The sequence below is a fragment of the Streptomyces sp. NPDC004435 genome (assembly GCF_042873895.1).
GTDB lineage: Bacteria > Actinomycetota > Actinomycetes > Streptomycetales > Streptomycetaceae > Streptomyces.
In genome coordinates, this window is the sequence record NZ_JBIAMB010000007.1 from 182,731 (window position 1) to 197,601 (window position 14,871).

Below are 14,871 nucleotides of genomic sequence, written 5' to 3' on the forward strand. Positions count from 1 at the left end.
TGTAAAGCGTCAGGCTAAATCAAGGCGTTCCCTTGGATTGCATGGCGGAGACATCCATTCCCGTGTGAGTTTGCTCACCAACGGGTGGATATTCCGCTCATTACGGACAGGCATGTCAAGTCACGGAAAGGGACATTCCGCCACTGAACCTTCCATTCCGCTCCTGATCATCGCGACTGGGACACTCGGGGGCGCCGAGACATTGGACCGGAAAAGTCCGAAACCTCCGCGATCATCTTCTACGCGGGGTGACGTGATGCGCACGGTTGGTCATCCCCCTCGCGGTACAGACCTCAGCCCTTGTTGGAGGTCCGGCACTGTGCTGGAATTCCGGCACCGCCGCGGGTTCGACGCCGGCACGCAGGGGGCGCAACTCAGCGCCGGCCGAGTGGCGGGAAAGGGGGATCTGCGCCGGTCACCGACGACCACCCGGGGCGCACCGACGCGTCCCATCGACGCCGACACCGTCCGCTCCGGTTCCGACCGGAAGGGCGCCTGGTCCAGAGGTTGCGACGCTAGTGCAGGGACGTTTCAAGAGGGATGGCGCGGGCTCTGCCCAGGCCCGCAAGGGTCGCGCGGAGGCTCCGACGGAGCAGGAAGCGCGTGCCGGGGCCGATCGCGGTCCCGCGACCCCGCACTCCACCCAGCAGGCGCCCGGCGCGGGCGGCCGGGGCAGGAAGCAGGGCAAGGCCGCGCGCCCGAACGGCGAGTCCGGCGACGGTCCCGCACGCGGTGCGGGCGCGTCCGCCCCGTCCGGCGAACAGGGTGCGGCCGCCTCTCGCGGGGAGAAGGGCACCACGCCCGCCGCCCCCGAGAACTCCACCGGCCCCCGAATAGCCCTCCGCAACTGGCGCATCTCCACACGCCTCGTGGCCCTGCTGACCCTCCCCGTGGTCGCGGCCACCAGCCTCGGCGGCATCCGCATCAACGAGTCGCTCCAGGACATGCAGCAGCTCGACCACATGCAGCTGCTGACCAAGCTGACCCGTGAGGCGACCGCGCTCGCGCAGACGCTCCAGGCCGAGCGCGACCTCTCCGCGGGTCCGCTCGCCAACGGCCGTCCGGTCAGCGACTACCAGATCGCCAACCCGCGCCGCCGCACCGACCGCCAGTACGACGCGTTCCTCGACGCCACCCGGGCCATCCCGAACACCGAGGACGACGACGCGCTGCACAGCATCCGCTCGAACGTCGGCATCATCGCCGGGCAGGTCCTCGACCTCCACAACATCCGGACCACCGCCTACAAGGACGGCGTCCAGCAGTCCGTGACGGTCGAGGCGTACAGCCGTCTCATCCGCTCGCTGCTCAGCCTCTCGCAGGACATGGCGCAGGCGACCAGCAACCCCGAGATGATCAAGCGGACCCGCGCGCTCGCCGCGTTCTCGTCCGCCAAGGAGTACGCCTCCATCCAGCAGGCGATCATCGCGGGCGCCCTGCCGGCCAGCGACAAGCAGCGCGGCAAGATCCAGTCCGGCGACCGCCTCTACGGCGAGGCCGCGCTCAACGGCGAGAACAACGCCTTCAAGTCGTTCACCTCGATCTACGAGGAGACCGGCGGCGACGCCACCGACCTCACCGAGTCGCTCCACTCCGGCAACCCCACGATCGTGGACGCCGAGAAGTACGCCGAGCGCGTGCTGAAGGCGGACGACACGATGGCGGGCGCCCAGCCCCGCGGTTACCTCAACTTCACCGACGAGTACGAGACCAAGATCGCGGCCATGGGCCGCATCGAGAACGAGCTCCTCGGCGACATGGAGACGATGGCCCGTGAGCTGCGGCAGGAGTCGCAGCGCGAGGCGATCATCAACGGTGCGCTGATCCTGCTCGTCCTCGGCGTCTCGCTCGTCGGCGCCTTCGTCGTGGCCCGCTCCATGATCCGCTCGCTGCGCCGGCTCCAGGACACCGCCACCAAGGTCGCCCAGGAACGCCTGCCCGAGCTGGTCAAGCAGCTCTCCGAGTCCGACCCGCAGGACGTCGACACCTCCGTCGAGTCCGTCGGTGTGCACTCCCGGGACGAGATCGGCCAGGTGGCCGCGGCCTTCGACGACGTGCACCGCGAGGCGGTCCGCCTCGCCGCCGAGCAGGCCCTCCTCCGGGGCAACGTCAACGCGATGTTCACCAACCTCTCGCGCCGCTCCCAGGGCCTCATCCAGCGTCAGCTCTCGCTCATCTCCGAGCTGGAGTCCCGCGAGGCCGACCCGGACCAGCTCTCCTCGCTGTTCAAGCTCGACCACCTCGCGACCCGTATGCGCCGGAACGGCGAGAACCTCCTCGTCCTCGCCGGCGAGGAGCCGGGCCGCCGCTGGACCCGTCCGGTCCCGCTGGTCGACGTGCTTCGCGCCGCCGCCTCCGAGGTGGAGCAGTACGAGCGCATCGAGCTGGCCGCGGTCCCGGCGACCGACGTCGCCGGCCGGGTCGTCAACGACCTCGTGCACCTCCTCGCCGAGCTGCTGGAGAACGCCACCTCGTTCTCCTCCCCGCAGACCAAGGTCCGGGTCACCGGCCACGCGCTGCCCGACGGGCGGGTGCTGGTCGAGATCCACGACACCGGCATCGGCCTCTCCCCCGAGGACCTCGCGGCGATCAACGAGCGGCTCGCCTCGCCGCCCACCGTGGACGTCTCCGTCTCCCGCCGCATGGGCCTCTTCGTGGTCGGCCGCCTGTCCCTGCGACACGGCATCCGCATCCAGCTGCGCCCGTCCGACTCGGGCGGCACCACCGCGCTCGTCATGCTCCCCGTCGACGTCGCCCAGGGCGGCCGCAAGCCGGCCCCCAAGACCGGTCCCGGCACCCAGGGCGCGGCCCCGCAGGGCGGCAACGCCCCCGGCGGACGTCTCCCCGGCGGTCCCGGCGCGCCCGGTGGCCCCGGTGCCGGCGGCCCCGGTGGCGGACGTCCGGGTCTCGGCGGTCCCCCGGCTCCGGCCGGCCGCCTCGGCACGGGTCCCGGCGCCTCGCGTCCCCAGGTCGGTCCCGCGGGCGGTCCGCGCACCGCGCTGCCCGCCCGGGACGGCGCGCCGCAGGCCCCGGCCCCGGCCCCCCAGCAGCCCCGTCAGCCGCAGCCGGCCGACGCCCAGCTGGAGCAGACCGGTCAGCTGCCGCAGCTCCCGCAGCCTCCGCAGCCCGGCCCGGGTGCCGGTCTCATCGGCGGCGCGGCCAGCGCCATCCCGTCCCGCACGGACGTGTGGGGCGGCCGTCCGCAGAACCAGCAGGCCCCGCAGCAGCAGGCGCCCCAGGCTCCGCAGCAGCCGCAGGTCCCGCAGCAGCAGGACCCGCTGGGGGCGCCGAACGGCTTCCCGCGCGCCGAGCTGCCCGGCGGGAACCCCCAGCAGCAGCGCCCGCAGGGTGCGAGCTGGGGCAGCGACCCGGCCCAGCAGCCGGTGCGCCGCCCGCAGCAGGACATGACGCCGCTGGACGCCCCGCGCGGCCACGACGACGCGGAGACCACCGGTTCCTTCGCCGCGCCCGGCGCACCGCAGGGTCCGGGTTCGACGGGCCAGTTCCCGCGCCCCGACTTCGGCGCGCCGCAGGCGCCCCAGCAGCCGCAGGCCCCGCAGTACCAGGAGCCTCAGTACCAGGACCCGGCGTCCACCGCGCAGTTCGCGCGGCCGGACTACGAGGCCCCCCTGGCCCCGCAGGGTCCCGGCTCCACCGGTCAGTTCCCGCGCCCGGACTTCGGCGCGCCCCAGGCCCCGCAGGCGCACCAGGCCCCGCAGATGCCGCAGGCGCCCCAGGCCCCGCAGTACCAGGACCGTCCGCCGTACGGCAGCCAGCCCTACGTGCCGCAGGCGCAGCAGCAGGCTCCGCAGCCTCCGGCCCCGCGCCAGCGCACCGGCAACGAGTTCGCGCCCCAGGGCCCCCAGGCGCCCCAGGCCCCGCAGATGCCCCAGGCGCCTCAGCGGCCCGTGCCGCCGCAGGGACCGCAGCCCGTCGCGCCGCAGGGCCAGGCTCCCGAGCCGCGGCAGCCGCAGCTCGGCCGGCCGCGCCGCCCGGAGGCCCTGCCGCCGGCGCCGGCTCCCGGTGACGGACGCACCCCGCTGTTCGACACGCTGGAGACCAACTGGTTCCACCAGGACCAGGGTCAGCAGCAGGCTCCGGCCCAGCCGGCCCAGCCGCAGCAGCGGACGCCCGCGGTCGACCAGACCATGCAGACCCCGGTCGTGCAGCAGCCCGCTCCGGCGGGTCAGCCGCCGGCCGGTGCTCCGGCCGCCGGTGACGGTGGTCGGCAGGGCCCGGCCTCGTGGCGGCCGTCGCCCAACGACGATCTGGTGCGCCAGGCCGAGCGGGCGCGCAAGCCCTCCGCCGGCGGGGTCACCACCTCCGGTCTTCCGCGCCGTGTGCCGAAGGCCAACCTCGTACCCGGGACCGCACAGGAGCAGGCCCACACGGCCGGCCCCCAGGTCTCGCGTGCACCCGACGACGTCCGCGGCCGGCTCACCAATCTGCGCCGCGGCATCCAGCAGGGCCGACAGGCGGGCAACTCGACCACGGGTAGCTTCCACCTCGGTCCGAACCACCAGCAGGAGCGATAGTTGAGCGCGATGAGCCAGGCGGCGCAGAATCTGAACTGGTTGATCACCAACTTCGTGGACAACACCCCCGGGGTGTCCCACACGGTGGTGGTCTCCGCCGACGGCCTTCTGCTGGCCATGTCCGAAGGATTCCCCCGTGATCGTGCCGACCAGCTGGCGGCGGTCGCGTCCGGGCTCACCTCGCTGACCGCGGGCGCCTCCCGGATCTTCGAGGGCGGTCCCGTGGCACAGACCGTGGTGGAGATGGAGCGCGGCTTCCTCTTCCTCATGTCGGTCTCGGACGGCTCCTCGCTGGCCGTGCTCGCGCACCCGGAGTGCGACATCGGCCTCGTCGGCTACGAGATGGCGCTGCTGGTCGACCGGGCCGGCAGCGTGCTCACCCCGGATCTCCGCGCGGAGCTCCAGGGCAGCCTGCTGCACTAGCGGCCCCCACCCGCCCGCAGCACCTGCCCCCTCGACGGGGCGGTACGCACCCCAACTCGTACCGCCCCCGGCACCGTTCATCGTCCGGCCGCCCCATCCGGCCCCCCACCGGCCCCATCAGACGGCAGAGGTCTTGCCGTCACGCCCGGAGGATTCATGACCCCGCCCCCCGCCACTCACGATCCGTACGGCGGCTCGTCCCTGGACGATCCGTACGGTCATGAGGGCGACCAGCCGCTGGTCCGTCCGTACGCGATGACCGGCGGCCGGACCCGGCCGCGCTACCAGCTCGCCATCGAGGCACTGGTCAGCACCACGGCCGACCCGGCGCACCTCGCCACGCTCCTCCCCGAGCACCAGCGCATCTGCCACCTGTGCCGTGAGGTCAAGTCGGTGGCCGAGGTGTCCGCCCTGCTGTCGATGCCGCTCGGTGTCGCCCGGATCCTCGTGGCCGACCTGGCCGAGGCGGGCATGGTGGCGATCCACCAGCCGGGCAACGGAGAAGCCGGCGGCACGCCGGACGTGACACTGCTCGAAAGGGTGCTCAGTGGACTTCGCAAGCTCTAACGGCGGTGCGGCCAGATCGACCACCAGCGCGAAGATCGTGGTGGCCGGTGGCTTCGGCGTCGGCAAGACCACGTTCGTCGGCGCCGTCTCGGAGATCAATCCGCTGCGCACCGAGGCCGTGATGACGGCGGCCTCCGCCGGGATCGACGATCTGACCCACACCGGCGGCAAGACCACCACCACGGTGGCCATGGACTTCGGCCGCATCACCCTGGACCAGGACCTGATCCTGTACCTGTTCGGCACCCCCGGCCAGGACCGCTTCTGGTTCATGTGGGACGACCTGGTCCGCGGCGCCATCGGCGCCGTCGTCCTCGTCGACACCCGCCGCCTCGCCGACTGCTTCCCCGCGGTCGACTACTTCGAGAACAGCGGCCTGCCGTTCGTCATCGCCCTCAACGGCTTCGACGGCGCCCAGCCGTACACCCCGGACGAGGTCCGCGAGGCGCTCCAGATCGGGCCCGACACCCCGATCATCACCACCGACGCCCGCCACCGCGCGGACGCCAAGAGCGCGCTCATCACCCTCGTCGAGCACGCCCTCATGGCCCGCCTCAAGTAACGTCCTCACCAGGGCAGTTGTCATATGCCGCCGGACCGGGGCGGTCGGAGTCGATCTGTGGCCTTCGACACGGCCGACCCGGGCTTCATAACATTTCGACAGAGAATTCGGGCGCCCCGGACACCCGACGCATCCGATCGGTGTCGCTGCGCTCACATGAGCCCCGCCATTTGGCGGGGCTCGCTCTTTATGCCCGTTTTATGTGAGGCGTGGACCACTGAAAGCTCCCGCGTCCCACTGTTTGGAACGGACCCCCTTCACGTGCTGCAATTCATGAACTCCCGAGTAGTACGGCCCTGAACGAAACACCGGCACGACGTAGGTGCCGACGCCGAGAGGTTGTTGGTCGAGTGAGGCGAAGCATGGATGGCTCCGCGGAGCAGGAGGCGCGGGGCAACTTCACCCCGCCGTCGCGCGGCGCGGTGTCGCCCGCGGACGTACCGGTGACGCCCGTGCCCGGACCCGCCCCCCGGGGCAGCTCCAGCAAGCTGTCCCCGCGCAACTGGCGCGTGCCCACCCGCCTGAACGCGATCCTCCTCATACCCGTGCTCGTCGGCCTCGTCATGGGCGGCTTCCAGGTCAAGGGGTCCATCGACACCTGGCAGGAGGCCCAGGACGCCGAGAAGACGGCGCTCATCGTGCGCGCCGCCTCGGAGTACTCCACCGCCCTGCTCAACGAGCGCGACCTGACGGCGGCCCCGCTGCTCGCCGGCCGGGACCGCGCGGGCGAGGAGATCACCCGGGCGTACGCCGCCACCGACGCGGCCCGCGCCAAGTTCGACGCGACCGTCGGGAACATGCCCTCGGGCCAGGGTCTGGAGCGCCGTCTGCAGGCGTTCAAGAACGAGGAGCCCAAGCTCGCCGCTCTCCGGAAGAACGCCTACACGGCCTCCCAGGACCCGGTGAACACCCAGCTCGCCTACACCGGCGTGCAGCACTACCTGATGGAGTTCTCCAACGAGCTCGGCCTGGGCACCGGCAACATCACCAGCTACGGCCGTACGGTCTACGCCATCCAGCTCGCGCAGGCCGCCGGTTCGCTCCAGCGCTCCATCGGCACCCACCTGCTCGTCCGGCCCAGCGCCAAGGACGCCGTCTTCGCCCAGCAGTCGGTCGCCTTCAACTCGTACAACTACCTGGAGCAGATCGCCCTCGGCGAGTACAGCTCCGGTGGCACCGCCGAGGACGTCGAGCGCCTGAAGAAGGTCATGGCCGGCAAGGCCGCCGCGGGCGAGAAGCAGATGCGGGCCGCCGACGTCACCCTGCCCAAGGGCAAGGACGGCTCGGTCTACACCGGCGTCGCCGGGCTGATCGGCACCGCCGAGGACGCCGACGCGATCAAGGCGCTCGCCTCCAAGGGCATCACCCCGGAGACCTGGCTGGCGATCTCCACCGCCAAGTTCGACGGCTACAGCGAGGTCGAGAAGGTCCTCGTCGACAAGGCCGTGGCCGAGGCCACCGACATCTCCTCCGACGCCGCGACGGACGCCTGGGTCACCGGCGCGAGCGTCGTCATCGCCCTGCTCGCCGCCTTCATCCTCGCCGGGATGATGGCCCGCCAGATGAGCCGCTCGATGCGCGAGCTGCGCACGGCCGCCTTCGGCATCGCCGAGCAGCGCCTGCCGATGCTGGTCGACCAGCTCTCCCGTACCGAGCCGGGCCGGGTCGACACCCGCGTCCAGCCCATCCCGATCGACTCGCAGGACGAGATCGGCGAGGTCGCCCGCGCCTTCGACCAGGTCCACCGCGAGGCGGTCCGGCTCGCCGCCGAGCAGGCCATGCTCCGGGGCAACGTCAACGCGATCTTCACCAACCTCTCGCGCCGCAACCAGTCGCTGATCGAGGGCCAGCTGACCCTCATCACCGACCTGGAGAACAACGAGGCCGACCCGGACCAGCTGGAGAACCTCTTCAAGCTGGACCACCTGGCGACCCGTATGCGCCGCAACGGCGAGAACCTCCTGGTCCTCGCCGGCGAGGAGCCGGGCCGCCGCTGGGACCAGCCGGTCCCGCTGGTCGACGTGCTGCGCGCCGCCTCCTCCGAGGTGGAGCAGTACGAGCGCATCGAGATCGCCGGCGTCCCGGAGGCCGAGATCCACGGCCAGGCCGTGACCGACCTCGTGCACCTGCTCGCCGAGCTCCTGGAGAACGCCACCACGTTCTCCTCCCCGCAGACCAAGGTCCGGGTCACCGCGACCCGTCTCCCCGACGGCCGCGTGATGGTCGAGATCCACGACAAGGGCATCGGCCTCACCGCCGAGGACTTCGCGGACATCAACCACAAGCTGGCGAACCCGCCCACCGTGGACGCCGCCGTCTCGCAGCGCATGGGCCTCTTCGTGGTCGGCCGGCTGTCCGACCGGCACGGCATCCGCGTCCAGCTCCGCCCCTCGGGCGAGCAGGCCGGCACCACCTCGCTGGTCATGCTGCCGGACGCCATCACCCACGGTGGCGGTGGCGAGCAGCCGGTCCAGGACGACTTCACGGTCTCCCAGATCATCCCGCACCAGCAGCAGGGCGGCTTCGAGCCGGCGGTGGCGCCGATGCGGACCGCGGCCGAGCTCGGCTTCGACGACTCGCGCTACGAGCAGCAGGGCGAGGGCCAGCAGCTGGACCCGGTCAACCGCTCGCTGATGCGCGAGGAGCGCCGCGCCGCCCTGGAGGCCCAGGTGCAGAGCGACGGCACGCCGCTCTACGGCGAGGAGCCGGGGCACGGCCAGGAGCTCGGCCAGGAGTACGGCGGCGAGTACGGCCAGGAGTACGCCCAGGGCTACGACCAGCAGGGCCAGGCCCCCGCGCAGGAGTACGCCCAGGAGCAGGGCTACGGCCAGGAGTACGCGCAGGGCTACGACCAGCAGCAGCCGCAGGACGGCTACGGCTACCCCCAGCAGCAGGGTTACGAGGGCTACGACCAGCAGCCCGGCGGGTACCCGCAGCAGGCGTATGCGGAAGCGTCGTACAACGGTCAGGAAGCACAGCACGCCGGATACGACCAGGCGTTCGAAGGTGCCTCCCACCAGGGCGAGTGGCCCGCGCAGAGCTCCTACCAGGGTGCTTTCGACCAGGGTTACCGGCCGGAATCGGAATCTTCCCAGGCCGCTCCCGAACAGGGCCGCGAGCGCGTAGGCTTCGACCGTCCGGCTCCGGCTCCGAGTCCCGCTCCGGACACCGGCCACGGTCTGACCGACGCCGGTCTGCCGCGCCGCGGCGGTGCCGCTCCGCAGGCGCCCCAGGCGCAGCGGCCCGCGCCGCCGGCCCAGCCCGCCCAGCCGGTGGGGCAGGACCAGCAGCACCAGAACGACGGCTCCGAGGAGTGGCGCTCGGCCAATGACGAGCGCTGGGAGCAGGCCAAGAAGCTCCGCGAGCCGAAGGCGGGCGGGGTCACTCCGTCCGGCCTCCCCCGGCGGGTCCCGAAGGCCAACCTGGTCGAGGGCACCGCGGAGCAGACCCCGCAGGGCGGCCCCCAGGTCTCCCGCGCACCCGAGGACGTCCGGGGCAGGTTGAGCAACCTGCGCCGCGGGGTCCAGCAGGGACGTACCGCGGGGTCGGACACGAACGGATCGGGCCTCGGCCCGGGTAGTACCTACAACCAGGAGCGTTAGTGTGAGCCCGATGAGCCAGGCGGCGCAGAATCTGAACTGGTTGATCACCAACTTCGTGGACAACACCCCCGGGGTGTCCCACACGGTGGTGGTCTCCGCCGACGGACTCCTGCTGGCCATGTCCGAGGGATTCCCCCGGGACCGTGCCGACCAGCTGGCGGCGGTCGCCTCCGGGCTGACCTCGCTGACCGCGGGCGCGTCCCGGATCTTCGAGGGCGGCGCGGTCAACCAGACCGTGGTGGAGATGGAGCGCGGCTTCCTCTTCATCATGTCGGTCTCGGACGGTTCCTCGCTGGCCGTCCTCGCCCACCCCGAGTCCGACATCGGTCTCGTGGGCTACGAGATGGCCCTGCTGGTGGACCGCGCGGGCTCCGTCCTCACCCCGGACCTGCGGGCGGAGCTCCAGGGAAGTCTTCTCAACTAACAAACACACAGTGCGTTTCACGTCACCGCACCGTTAGGGTGCGGTGACGCGGTTCCAAGGGACATGGGCCGCGAAGCAGTCGGAGGAGGAGACGTGGGAACACCCCCGGGGGCGAACCCCTACAACGGTTTTGACGCGCATCAGGTGCCGCAGGGCGACGCCGCGCAGAACCGGTACAACTTCCCTTCCGCACCCAGCAGACAGGGTGTCCCCCAGCACTACGGGCAGCAGCCGCAGGCGCAGCCCGCGCCCCAGCGGGCCGCGGGCAGTGCGAGCGCCGGCGGCGGACACAACCCGCTCGTGCGTCCGTACGCCATGACCGGCGGCCGGACCCGGCCGCGCTACCAGCTCGCCATCGAGGCCCTGGTCAGCACCACGGCCGATCCGTCCCGGCTGCAGGGGCAGTTGCCCGAGCACCAGCGGATCTGCCGGCTGTGCTTCGAGATCAAGTCGGTCGCGGAGATCTCGGCCCTTCTCTCCATCCCCCTCGGCGTCGCCCGAATCCTCGTCGCCGACCTGGCAGAGGCCGGACTCGTCGCCATCCACCAGCCCGGCGGCGACGAAGCCGCCGGCGGTCAGCCAGACGTGACACTGCTCGAAAGGGTGCTCAGTGGACTTCGCAAGCTCTAGCGGCGGCGCGGCCCGTTCAACCACCAGCGCGAAGATCGTGGTGGCGGGCGGCTTCGGCGTGGGCAAGACCACGTTCGTGGGTGCCGTCTCGGAGATCAATCCGCTGCGCACCGAGGCCGTCATGACGTCCGCGTCCGCGGGCATCGACGACCTCACGCACACCGGCGACAAGACGACGACGACTGTCGCCATGGACTTCGGCCGTATCACGCTGGACCAGGACCTGATCCTGTACCTGTTCGGCACCCCCGGCCAGGACCGCTTCTGGTTCATGTGGGACGACCTGGTCCGCGGCGCCATCGGCGCCGTCGTCCTCGTCGACACCCGCCGCCTCGCCGACTGCTTCCCCGCGGTCGACTACTTCGAGAACAGCGGCCTGCCGTTCGTCATCGCCCTCAACGGCTTCGACGGCAACCAGCCCTACAACCCGGAGGAGGTCCGCGAGGCCCTCCAGATCGGGCCCGACACCCCGATCATCACCACCGACGCCCGCCACCGCGCGGACGCCAAGAGCGCGCTCATCACCCTCGTCGAGCACGCCCTCATGGCCCGCCTGCGGTAACCGTCCCGCCGGGTTCGTCGGTGGCACCGCCACACGAAAGGGCCCCCGCTCCTCGAAGGAGCGGGGGCCCTTTGCGTACGTCCGGGGCGTCAGCGCCAGCTGTGCGGGGCGCGGAAGCCGCTCTCGCGCTCCAGTCGGCGCCAGCCGGCGGCGCTGCGGCCGTGGCCGGCGACGGCGGGCTCGGGCTGGGAGGCGGCGCGGGCGAGCAGGACCGCGGTGATGGCGGCCAGCTCCTCGGGGTCGGCGTGGCCCTTCTCGACGCGGAGAAGGTTGGCTGTGGCAGGCGTGGTCACTTCGGTGGACTCCTCTGGCTGAAGTCTTACTGCGGCGGGTTGCCGTGCTTGCGGGACGGCAGGTCGGCGTGCTTGGTGCGGAGCATGGCGAGGGACCGGATGAGCACCTGGCGGGTGTCGGCGGGGTCGATGACGTCATCGACGAGTCCGCGCTCGGCCGCGTAGTACGGGTGCATCAGCTCGGCCTTGTACTCCTTGACCATGCGGGTGCGCATGGCTTCGGGGTCCTCGGCCTCCGCGATCTGCTTGCGGAAGATCACGTTGGCGGCGCCCTCGGCGCCCATGACCGCGATTTCGTTGGTGGGCCAGGCGTACGTCAGGTCGGCGCCGATGGACTGGGAGTCCATGACGATGTATGCGCCGCCGTACGCCTTGCGCAGGATCAGTGAGATCCGGGGCACGGTCGCGTTGCAGTACGCGTACAGCAGCTTCGCGCCGTGGCGGATGATTCCACCGTGCTCCTGGTCGACGCCGGGCAGGAAGCCGGGGACGTCCAGAAGGGTGATGATCGGGATGTTGAAGGCGTCGCACATCTGCACGAAGCGGGCGGCCTTCTCGGACGCCTCGATGTCGAGGACGCCGGCGAGGGACTGCGGCTGGTTGGCGACGATGCCGACGACCTGGCCGTCGAGGCGGGCCAGGGCGCAGATGATGTTGCGCGCCCAGCGCTCGTGGATCTCCAGGTAGTCGCCCTCGTCGACGAGCTCCTCGATGACCTTGTGCATGTCGTACGGGCGGTTGCCGTCGGCGGGCACCAGGTCGAGCAGGACGTCGGAGCGGCGGTCGGCCGGGTCCTCGGAGGGGACGGTCGGCGGGTTCTCGCGGTTGTTCTGCGGGAGCATCGACAGGAGGTAGCGCACCTCGGCGATGCAGGTCTCCTCGTCGTCGTACGCGAAGTGCGCGACGCCGGAGGTCCCGGCGTGCACGTCGGCGCCGCCGAGGCCGTTCTGGGTGATCTCCTCGCCGGTGACCGCCTTGACGACGTCCGGGCCGGTGATGAACATCTGCGAGGTCTCGCGGACCATGAAGACGAAGTCGGTGAGGGCGGGGCTGTAGGCCGCACCGCCGGCGCACGGGCCGAGCATCACGCTGATCTGCGGGATGACGCCGGACGCCCTGGTGTTGCGCTGGAAGATGCCGCCGTAGCCGGCGAGGGCGGAGACGCCCTCCTGGATGCGCGCGCCGGCGCCGTCGTTCAGGGAGACCAGCGGGGCACCGGCCGCGATGGCCATGTCCATGATCTTGTGGATCTTGGTGGCGTGGGCCTCGCCCAGCGCGCCGCCGAAGATCCGGAAGTCGTGGGCGTAGACGAAGACCGTACGGCCCTCGACGGTCCCCCAGCCGGTGATGACGCCGTCGGTGTAGGGCTTCTTGGCCTCCAGGCCGAAGCCCTGGGCGCGGTGCCGGCGGAGCTGCTCGACCTCGCTGAAGGAACCCGGGTCGAGGAGCAGCTCGATGCGCTCGCGCGCGGTCAGCTTGCCCTTGGCGTGCTGCGCCTCGGTCGCGCGCTCACTGGGGCCGGCCAGCGCCTGCTCGCGCAGGACGTGCAGTTCGGCGACACGGCCGCGTGCGTCGGTGGGCTCGCTCGGGATCTCGTCGACAAGGGTCATGTACCGACCCTACGAACTCGACCATGAAAACCCCGCCGTCGACTCCGTACAGTCTCGCGTGTCGATTCCTGGCGGGGACGGACAGAAGCGTGGGACCGACGGGGTGAGTCGACAGCCAGGAGGCCGGTTAACTTGTGGGGGTTCCACAAAAGTGGAGCGCGGGCCCCGGGGTGACGAGGGCCCGCGCCGGGTGGAGCCGTGCGGTTCAGCAGCCGCCGCAGTTGTAGAAGGTCACGTCCCAGTGGTTGCCCTCGTCGGCGTAGACGTTACCGGCGCCGGAGCGCCACTGCGGGGCGCCGTCCCCGCGCACGCCGATGTAGGTGAACGCGTTCTTGATGTAGTTCCCGAGGCACGTGTACTTGCTGAAGTCGAGCTTGTAGCCGTTCCAGTGCGAGTAGGTGCCGCCGGCGTGGCCGGTCTCGGTGCCGCCGGTGATGTTGAGGGCGCAGCCGCTGGCGCTCCTGAGGGTCTGGGCGCCCTGGGCGGTGGCGAGGTTGAGCTGCTCGAAGGAGGTGCAGGTGGGGTTGGAGCGGTTCGAGCAGCCGCCGGACGAGGACCAGGTGATGCCGGAGGCGCTGAACTTCGAGGTCGCGGTGGCGTGGCTGATCTTGGTGACGGCGTGGGCCTCGCCGCCGGAGGTGAGGGCGCCGAAGCCGGGGGCGAAGAGGGCGCCGAGGACGAGGGCGACCGCGGTGAGGACGGACCGGAGCTTCACGGGGGTTCCTCCTGCTGATGACCGTGACGGGTGGGGACGGCGGTGCAGGTGGTGCTCGTCGCGCAGGGAGATGGTGCCGTAGTTCTACGCGCGTCCGCCAGAGGGCGTCGGGGCTTTCCTGACGCCATCCGGATGAACTTCCTCCACAGATGTTGAAAGTTGAACTGAATGGGGTTACAGTCGTTCTCGTTGAAGCTTCAACAACCCCTCCCCGGCTTCGACGACATCCCCGAGAAGGAGCACGTCATGGGTATCTTCGGCCGCAAGAACACCGAGTCCGCCACCACCACCGCCACCCTCCCCGTGGACCCGGCCCTGGCCGCGCTGACCGGCGACTACACCATCGACGCCGCGCACAGCAGCATCGGCTTCACCGTCCGGCACGCGATGGTCACCAACGTCCGCGGCTCCTTCGGCGAGCACGAGGGCACGCTGAAGCTGAACGGCTCCGACCCGGCCGCGTCCAGCGCCTCCATCGACGTCAGGATCGCCTCCGTCGACACCGGCATCGGCGACCGCGACAACCACCTGCGCAGCGGCGACTTCTTCGACGCCGAGCAGTTCCCCCTGATGAGCTTCCGCTCCACCGAGGCGGCGCAGCTGGGCGGCGACAAGTACCGCATCACCGGCGACCTGACCATCAAGGACGTCACCAAGCCGCTCTCCATCGACCTGGAGTTCAACGGCACGGCCACCGACCCGTACGGCAACGAGCGCGTCGGCTTCGAGGGCTCCGCCGAGATCCTCCGCTCCGAGTGGGGCCTCACCTGGAACGCGGCCCTGGAGACCGGCGGTGTCATGGTCAGCGACAAGGTGAAGCTGAACTTCGACATCTCCGCGATCAAGAACGCCGCCTGACCCTCCCCCGCAGGGCCCGGACACGAGCGCGCCCGCCCTCCGCTGTGCAGCGGACGGCGGGCGCTCGGCGTTCTCCGGCAGCCGTCGCGG

At 71.1% G+C, this 14,871-nt stretch carries 12 protein-coding genes; 9 read left to right on the top strand and 3 right to left on the bottom strand.

Going from position 1 to position 14,871, the window contains the following annotated elements; translation table 11 throughout:
• Positions 1-518 precede the first annotated feature (518 nt).
• The 8 genes from ACFYT9_RS14865 (at position 519) to ACFYT9_RS14900 (ending at position 11,305) form a co-directional block, all read left to right on the top strand.
• Positions 519-4,535, top strand: coding sequence for a nitrate- and nitrite sensing domain-containing protein (locus ACFYT9_RS14865; protein ID WP_389163587.1), 4,017 nt, complete (start codon positions 519-521; stop codon positions 4,533-4,535).
• A 9-nt stretch (positions 4,536-4,544) separates the two neighbouring features.
• The gene (locus tag ACFYT9_RS14870) at positions 4,545-4,958 is read left to right on the top strand and encodes a roadblock/LC7 domain-containing protein (RefSeq protein ID WP_030496942.1); all 414 of its coding nucleotides are present in this window, start codon (positions 4,545-4,547) and stop codon (positions 4,956-4,958) included.
• Positions 4,959-5,114: 156 nt separating this feature from the next.
• Entirely contained in the window at positions 5,115-5,525 is a 411-nt protein-coding gene (locus tag ACFYT9_RS14875) for a DUF742 domain-containing protein (RefSeq protein WP_030496941.1), read from the top strand.
• Positions 5,506-6,087, top strand: a complete 582-nt coding sequence (locus ACFYT9_RS14880; RefSeq protein WP_346170988.1) for an ATP/GTP-binding protein — start codon at positions 5,506-5,508, stop codon at positions 6,085-6,087. The genes ACFYT9_RS14875 and ACFYT9_RS14880 overlap by 20 nt, the downstream gene beginning before the upstream one ends.
• A gap of 350 nt (positions 6,088-6,437) precedes the next feature.
• Positions 6,438-9,689: a nitrate- and nitrite sensing domain-containing protein gene (locus ACFYT9_RS14885; RefSeq protein WP_387276063.1), complete on the top strand. Its 3,252-nt coding sequence runs from the start codon at positions 6,438-6,440 to the stop codon at positions 9,687-9,689.
• 10 nt (positions 9,690-9,699) lie between these two features.
• Entirely contained in the window at positions 9,700-10,113 is a 414-nt protein-coding gene (locus tag ACFYT9_RS14890) for a roadblock/LC7 domain-containing protein (RefSeq protein WP_030496939.1), read from the top strand.
• 93 nt (positions 10,114-10,206) lie between these two features.
• Positions 10,207-10,743 carry a DUF742 domain-containing protein gene (locus ACFYT9_RS14895; protein WP_376600789.1) on the top strand — a complete coding sequence of 179 codons (537 nt, stop codon included), beginning with the start codon at positions 10,207-10,209 and terminating at the stop codon, positions 10,741-10,743.
• A complete protein-coding gene (locus ACFYT9_RS14900; protein ID WP_226651380.1) occupies positions 10,724-11,305 on the top strand; it encodes an ATP/GTP-binding protein in 582 nt (193 codons plus the stop codon). Before ACFYT9_RS14895 ends, ACFYT9_RS14900 begins: the two co-directional genes overlap by 20 nt.
• Positions 11,306-11,394: 89 nt before the next feature.
• Here the strand turns inward: ACFYT9_RS14900 and ACFYT9_RS14905 are convergent, their stop codons facing one another.
• From ACFYT9_RS14905 to ACFYT9_RS14915, 3 genes are all read right to left on the bottom strand, one after another.
• Positions 11,395-11,598, bottom strand: a complete 204-nt coding sequence (locus ACFYT9_RS14905; protein ID WP_376605303.1) for an acyl-CoA carboxylase subunit epsilon — start codon at positions 11,596-11,598, stop codon at positions 11,395-11,397.
• A 26-nt stretch (positions 11,599-11,624) separates the two neighbouring features.
• Positions 11,625-13,208 (bottom strand): acyl-CoA carboxylase subunit beta, encoded by a 1,584-nt coding sequence (locus tag ACFYT9_RS14910; protein WP_389163593.1) that lies wholly within the window; start codon positions 13,206-13,208, stop codon positions 11,625-11,627.
• Positions 13,209-13,413: 205 nt separating this feature from the next.
• The gene (locus tag ACFYT9_RS14915; protein WP_389163596.1) at positions 13,414-13,923 is read right to left on the bottom strand and encodes a hypothetical protein; all 510 of its coding nucleotides are present in this window, start codon (positions 13,921-13,923) and stop codon (positions 13,414-13,416) included.
• A gap of 246 nt (positions 13,924-14,169) precedes the next feature.
• Here ACFYT9_RS14915 and ACFYT9_RS14920 point away from each other — a divergent pair, with 246 nt between their 5' ends.
• Positions 14,170-14,781, top strand: a complete 612-nt coding sequence (locus ACFYT9_RS14920; protein WP_376605309.1) for a YceI family protein — start codon at positions 14,170-14,172, stop codon at positions 14,779-14,781.
• The last annotated feature ends 90 nt before the right edge of the window (positions 14,782-14,871 follow it).

What these genes read in the sequence shown, in the direction of transcription:
- ACFYT9_RS14870 (WP_030496942.1), top strand. Translation starts at nt 4,545, where the DNA reads ATGAGCCAGGCGGCGCAGAATCTGAACTGGTTGATCACCAACTTCGTG.
- ACFYT9_RS14875 (WP_030496941.1), top strand. Translation starts at nt 5,115, where the DNA reads ATGACCCCGCCCCCCGCCACTCACGATCCGTACGGCGGCTCGTCCCTG.
- ACFYT9_RS14890 (WP_030496939.1), top strand. Translation starts at nt 9,700, where the DNA reads ATGAGCCAGGCGGCGCAGAATCTGAACTGGTTGATCACCAACTTCGTG.
- ACFYT9_RS14910 (WP_389163593.1), bottom strand. Translation starts at nt 13,208, where the DNA reads ATGACCCTTGTCGACGAGATCCCGAGCGAGCCCACCGACGCACGCGGC.
- ACFYT9_RS14920 (WP_376605309.1), top strand. Translation starts at nt 14,170, where the DNA reads ATGGGTATCTTCGGCCGCAAGAACACCGAGTCCGCCACCACCACCGCC.